Here is a 6,257-nt window from a genome sequence, read left to right on the forward strand (position 1 = left end):
AACAGCGCGGTCACCCGGGCCAGGTCGATCCGCGGCCGAGTGGCACGCGCCCCGGCCGGACCGGACGCCGGGCCGGACCTCGGGCCGGACGCCGGGCCCGACCTCGGGCCGGACGGCCCACCGACCACGGAGGCCGCCGCCAGCGCGACCAGCGCCGCCGGCGACCCCGCGGCGCGGGCGAGGATCGCGGCGCGGGCCTGCTCCGGAAGCCGGACCGGCTGCGCGTCGAGCACGCGCACCGCGTCCGCCGGGCTCCGCGGCGGCAGCACGACCGAGGGGACGACGTCGGCCCACGCCGGGAGCCCGTCGACACCGGCAGTGAGCAGCACGGTGATCGGCACGCCCGGGGCGCCGCGGACCAGCCGGTCGAGCAGGTCCCGGGTCTGCGGGCTGCTCCGCTCCGCGTCGTCCACCGCGAGCAGGACCGGCGTGCTCCGGGCGGCGCGGATGAGCGCGGCCGCGAGCGCCGCTGGGTCGCCGCCCCGCGCGGCCGCACACTGCGCGTCCGGAAGCAGGTCGATCTCGGACGTCAGCGAGCGGGCCAGGCGCACGGGACCGCTCGGGTCGAAGACGGCCAGGACGCGCCGCGGTCCGGCCCGGAGGGCCATCCGGACCGCGGCCGCCAGCAGCCGCGTGCGGCCGGAACCCGGCGCACCGCTGACGATCAGCGTCGACGGGCCGTGCCGACCGGCGTCGACGCAGCGGCGGAGCCGGTCGAGCTCGCGGCCCCGTCCGAGCAACCCGTCGGCCGGGTCGGGTAGCAACTCGGTGGTCATCTGACTCCCCGGGATCACGACGTCGGTAGCACGTCGGGAAGCTGATGCCGGCTCGCCACCTCGAGAACCGGATAGATGCGGTAGAGGTGGGACCCCACCGTTCGCGCGGAGATCGAGAGTCGTTCCCCGATCTGCTGGTTCGTCATCCCCTCCGCCGCCAGACGGACGATCTGCTGTTGCTGTGCGGTCAGGCGCTCGAACCGGGACGCCGCGGGTGCGTTGCCGCCGACGCGCAGGTGCCTGCGAGCCTGCGAGCCGTGGCCGTCGGCGCCGAGGTGCTCGAACGCGGTGGCCGCCTCGCCGAGCAGCGGCGTCGCCTCCGCCGGGCGCCGTCGCTTCCGGAGCCACTCGGCGTACCCCAGCTGCGCCTCGGCGTACTCCAGCGGCCAGTGCTGGGCGTGGACCGGGTCGCCGACGGCGGCGCGGAAGTGCTCCTCGGCCGCTCCGTCCTCGGCCAGCAGCGCCCGGGCGTGGTGCAGCAGCGCCGCGAGCCGGGCGGTGGGGCGCGGCCCGGCGACCCGGAGGCAGGCCGCCATCACGTCGGCGAGGTCGGCCCGGCGTCCGGTCCGGGCCGCGCACCAGGCGAGCTGGGGCAGCGCCCGCGGCGCAATGATCTGGTGGAGGGGCGCCCCGTCGGCCGCGAACATCGCGCGCAGGTGCCGATAGGCGCTGTCGTGGTCCCGGGCCGCCATCGCGATGAGGCCCGCGGCCCGGTGCCGGAGGCACACGACCAACGCGTTGTCCGCCGGATCGACGTCGACCCGATCGGTGCGCAGCGCGGCGCGGGCATCCGCGACGTTCCCCCGGAGCGCGGCGATCGTCGCCCGCAGGGCCGGAGCGGCGGCGAGCAGCAGGGTCATGTCGCCGACCGCGGCGAAACACTCGACCTCGTCAAGGACGTCCGCGGCCTCCGCCCACTGTCCGGCGTCGATCAGGGCCTGGATCAGCAGCAAGGACCGGACCGCGACCGACCCGAACGATCCGGTCTGCCGCTGGCCGGCGAGGACCGCACGGAGGGTCGCGATGGCGAGCGCGGTGTCGTCGACCAGCCAGGCGACCGAGCCGACGAAGAGCAGGCGCGCCACCTCGGCCAGCCCCGTCGTCGGCTCCATCAGCGCCGCTGCGGAGCGGTCGCGGAGCTGGTCGGCGTAGCCCGCCGGATCCGCGATGGCCAAGACGCTCGCCAGAGCCGCCGGATTGGCGCGGCGCGGGATCATCGCCTCGCCGAGCGGACCACCGTGCGTCAGGCGCAGCGCGGACAACAGCGCGGGAAGGGCCGCCCGCTGCGCCGGCACGCCGGAGAAGAGCGCCGCGGTGGCGGCGATCGTCACCGCGGTGAGCGCGACCTGACCGTCCCGGGGTTGCTCGTCGACCACCCGGCCGGCCAGCGCGAACGCTCGGCTCCACGAACCGGCGTGGGTGAGCGCGAGCGCGGCACCGCAGGCCGCCGCGCCGCGCACGTCCGCGGAGCGGCTGCGGGCATCGACCTGCTCGGACAGCTGGACCGCCCAGGACGGGTCGCCGGCCCGGTACGCCGCGTAGACCGCCTTGGCGTAGCGCCGGGCGGCATCCTCGTCGCCCTCGCTGCGCTCGGCCGCGCGGTGGAGCGCGGCGGCGGCCTCGGAGAACGCGCCACGGCGGATCGCCAGCCCGGCGGCGTCCTCCAGGAGCACGGCGACCGACTCGTCCGCGCCCGGCTCGGCGGCCGCCAGGTGCCAGGCACGCTGGTACGCGTCGTCGGTCTGCGCGGCCAGATCGCGGTGGGCCTGAGCGCGGTCACTGTCCGACGCGTCGGCGTAACAGACCGTCCGGAGCAGCGGATGTCGGAACAGCACTCGGTCCCCGGCGACCGTGACCAGGCCCGCCTCCTCGGCGGGTTCCCAATCGCGCAGGTCGTCGGCGCTGCCTGCGGCGGACAGGATCGTCCAGACGCTGTCGCGGCCCCACGCCGCAGCGGCGTGGAGCAGCAGTCGCCGGGTCGGCTCCGGAACCGCGCGCAGCTGGGCGGCGAACGCCCAGTGGAGCCGGCCGTCCGGGAGCGGGCCGGTGGCGTCGAGTGCGCGGTCACCGGCCGTGCCCACCGCACGGCTCAGCTCGACGATCGCCAGCGGGTTGCCGTCGGCCTGGCGCAGGATCTCGCCGCGCGCCCAGCCGCGGGGAGCGTCGGGTTGCCGATCGAGCAGCTCCGCGGCGGACACCGGGCAGAGCGGCCCGATCTCGTAGGTCGGGAGCTGCTCGGCGGCGACCAGGGGCGGCACGGCATCCCGGGCGGCGAGCAGGACGGCGACCGGCTCCCGGCTCAGGCTGCGCAGCACGAGCATCAGCAGACGCAACGAGTCCCGGTCGGCGTTCTGGACGTCGTCGACCAGGAGGAGGACCGGGCGACGCGACGCGAGGCGGGCCAGCAGGGCGAGGATCGCCCGGCGCAGCACCGGCGGATCGACCGCACCGTCCGGCTCCGGGGCGCGGAGCTGCGAGAGCGCCTGCGCGAGCGGGCCGGGAAGGTCGGCGGGGAGCGGATCCACCGCGCCGAGCAGGCGGCGGAGCGCGCCGTAGGCGTCGTTCCGGTCGGTGTCCGCACAGGACACCGGAAGGACCGTGCGCCCGTCGGCACGGGCTTGGTCCCGCGCGGCGACGAGCAGGGTGGTCTTGCCGATCCCGGCCTCGCCGACGACGACGAGCGCGGCCGTTTCCGTCCGGCTCCGGTCGAGGACCTCGGCGACGTCGGCCAGCTCGCGTGCCCGCCCGATCAGCGCCATGCCACCACGACGGTCACCGGCCGGTCACCATCGGAAATGCTCGGCCATGGCTGCTCACCTGGGGGAATGTACAGGATTACGGAACCGGTTCAGACGGGTGACGACCGTCGGGTGGGACACAGCCGCCAGCGGTCGACGGAGCGGGGATCCCGCCGTAAGGTCACGATGCGGGTACCGGGTGAACGAGCGGGAGGTTTCGGGTGACCGACGACGAAATGCGTCGGCCCCCGGTCGCCCTCGATCCCGCGGTGCGGGGCCTGATCGCCGCGTCGGAGCACCCGCCCTACCTCGACGAGATCGGCCCGGTCGACGGTCGGCGCGCGCTCGAGGAGGCGCAGGGCCGCGCACCCGACGATCCCCGCGTGGACGCGCAGTTCCTGGTGGCGCCGGTCGGCCCGTCGGGGCTGGTCGGCTTCTGGGTCTTCCGCCCCGCCGCGGCCGGACCGCCCGGGAAGGCCGCGGCCGAACCGCCCGCCGCGGTCGAACCGCCCCGGGACACCGCGGCCGAGCCGCCCGGCATCGGCGAGCCGCCCGGCGTATTGGTGTACCTGCACGGCGGCAAGTGGATGCTCGGCGACGCGCACACGCACTCCCGCCTCGTCACCGATCTGGTCGTGCTCAGCGGCTCCGCCGTGGTGGTCCCGGAGTACACGCGCACCCCGGAGGCGCGGTACCCGGTCGCGATCGAGGAGGTCTACGCGCTCCTCGTCTGGCTGGTCGACGCGGCGTCCGAGCTGGGGCTGGACCTGAGCCGGACCGCGGTGGCCGGGGACTGCGCCGGCGCGACGATGGCGGCCGCGATCACACTCCTGGCCAAGCGCCGCAGCGGGCCGCGGATCCGCGCCCAGCTGCTCTTCTACCCGCTGCTGGATCCGGCGTGCGACTCCGCGTCGCAGGCGGAGTTCGACTCCGGCTACCTGCTCACCCGGCGAGCGCTGCGCTGGTACTGGCAGCAATACTGCGACGATCCGCGCCAGCTGGCCGAGCCGACCGCCGCGCCCGGGCGCGCGTCGCTGGAGGACCTGGCCGGACTGCCGCCTGCTCTCATCATCACCGCCGAGGCCGACGTCACCCGCGACGAGGGGGAAGCGTACGCGGCCCGGCTGCGGGAGGCAGGGGTGTCCGCCGCCGCGGTCCGGTACCTGGGCACCGTGCACGACTTCGTCTCACTCACCGCGCTCCGGCGCTCGCCGGTGTCCCGGGAGGCGATCCGCCAGGGCGCGGCGTTCCTGCGCGAACACCTCTCCGACGCCGGCCGCTGATCCCCGCGGCCGGCCGGAGAAGGTCAGCCAGTCGCCGGAGTGGGGATCAGCACGATCTTGCCCCGGGGGTGCGCACCGGCGAGCGCGCGGTAGGCCTCGCGCACCTGCTCCAGCGGGTACGTCGCAGCGATCGGCACCTCGAGCTCACCGGCGCTCGCCAGCGCGGCCAGCTCGGCGATGACCTCGATCCGGCCGCCTTCCGCGTTCCCCTCCCCCTTGACGCCGTACTTCGCCGGTGCCGCGAAGTCGACGACCGTGTCGATCCGTTCCGGGGTGATGCCCAGCTCGTACAGTCCGATCTCGACGTAGCCGCCGCCGACCGCATCGAGCAGGGCGTCCGGCTTGCCCACCGCGAGGATCCGCTCGGCGACCCCCTCGCCGTACGTCACCGGCACGACGCCGTGCCAGCGGAGCCACTCGTGGTGGCGCTCGCTCGCCAGGCCGATCACCGTGGCACCGGCCCGCCTCGCCAGCTGCACCGCGAGCGACCCGACGCCACCCGCCGCACCCGCGACGACCACCGTGTCGCCCGGCCGCACGGCGACCGCCCGCACCATCGCCCACGCGGTGGCACCGGCGACGTAGAGCGATCCGGCTACCTCCCAGGGCAGACCGGCCGGCTTGGCGGCGAGGTCCCCCGCGTCGACGACCACGAGCTCGGCGTGGCTGGCCCGCCGGTCGGTGAACCCGAGGACCTCGTCTCCGGGAGCGAAGCCGGTGACGCCCGGTCCCACCTCGGCGACGACGCCGGCCACGTCGCTGCCTTCGCCGGACGGGAACGTCGCCGGCCACCGGTCGTGCAGCAGACCCGCACGAATCTTGGCCTCCCCCGGGTTGATCGAGGCCGCGCGCACCTCGACCAGAACCTGACCGGCGCCCGGCACCGGCCGCTCCACCTCGACGACGCGCAGGACGTCGACGTCGCCGTACTCCGCGAACCGCACTGCCTTCGGCATGACATACCTTCCTTCGGATCGAGCCCGAATATTAGCTCTAATAATCTAAGCGGCAACATATTTACTGCTAACCTTCGTCTCGTGGAACTGCGGACGCTCTTCGACGACCTGGTGCGGCTGGAGACGGTGCTGTGGAACGTGGTGGACGCCCGCCTCCGGGACGCCTGCGACCTGACGCTGGGCTCGCTGGACGTGCTCCGGGTGATCGATCGGACCCCCGAGTGCCGGGTGCAGGAGGTCGCGGACGCGCTGGCGATCACGGTCGGGGGCGCGAGCCAGGCCGTCGACCGGATCGAGCGGCAGGGGCTCTGCGCGCGGCACGCCAACCCGAAGAACCGCCGGTCATCGGTGCTGCGGCTCACGCCAGCCGGTCGCGAGCGGACGGACGAGGCACTGGCGGTCTTCGACGCCGCACTGGCGGACGTGCTCGGGGACGCGCTCTCCGCCGCTGATCGCGCCGCCTTCACGGAGAGCCTGCGTACGCTCCGCGCCGCCGCGACCGCC

General features: G+C 75.2%; 5 protein-coding genes. 2 read left to right on the forward strand and 3 right to left on the reverse strand.

Annotated elements, in window-relative coordinates; translation table 11 throughout:
* Both ABEB28_RS40810 and ABEB28_RS40815 read right to left on the reverse strand, forming a co-directional pair.
* Positions 1-776, reverse strand: a 776-nt coding sequence (locus ABEB28_RS40810; RefSeq protein WP_345733686.1) for an ATP-binding protein, incomplete at its 3' end; no start/stop codon positions are given.
* Positions 777-790: 14 nt separating this feature from the next.
* Positions 791-3,535, reverse strand: a complete 2,745-nt coding sequence (locus ABEB28_RS40815; protein ID WP_345733687.1) for a helix-turn-helix transcriptional regulator — start codon at positions 3,533-3,535, stop codon at positions 791-793.
* A 200-nt stretch (positions 3,536-3,735) separates the two neighbouring features.
* On the opposite strand from ABEB28_RS40815, the gene ABEB28_RS40820 reads away from it, so the two are divergent.
* Positions 3,736-4,797 (forward strand): alpha/beta hydrolase, encoded by a 1,062-nt coding sequence (locus ABEB28_RS40820; RefSeq protein ID WP_425559063.1) that lies wholly within the window; start codon positions 3,736-3,738, stop codon positions 4,795-4,797.
* 23 nt (positions 4,798-4,820) lie between these two features.
* On the opposite strand, the gene ABEB28_RS40825 is transcribed toward ABEB28_RS40820, so the two are convergent.
* Positions 4,821-5,753, reverse strand: coding sequence for an NADP-dependent oxidoreductase (locus ABEB28_RS40825; RefSeq protein WP_345733688.1), 933 nt, complete (start codon positions 5,751-5,753; stop codon positions 4,821-4,823).
* A gap of 81 nt (positions 5,754-5,834) precedes the next feature.
* Here ABEB28_RS40825 and ABEB28_RS40830 point away from each other — a divergent pair.
* On the forward strand, positions 5,835-6,257 hold a 423-nt coding region (locus ABEB28_RS40830), incomplete at its 3' end, for a MarR family winged helix-turn-helix transcriptional regulator (protein WP_345733689.1).

This window comes from Cryptosporangium minutisporangium, from assembly GCF_039536245.1.
Lineage (GTDB): Bacteria > Actinomycetota > Actinomycetes > Mycobacteriales > Cryptosporangiaceae > Cryptosporangium > Cryptosporangium minutisporangium.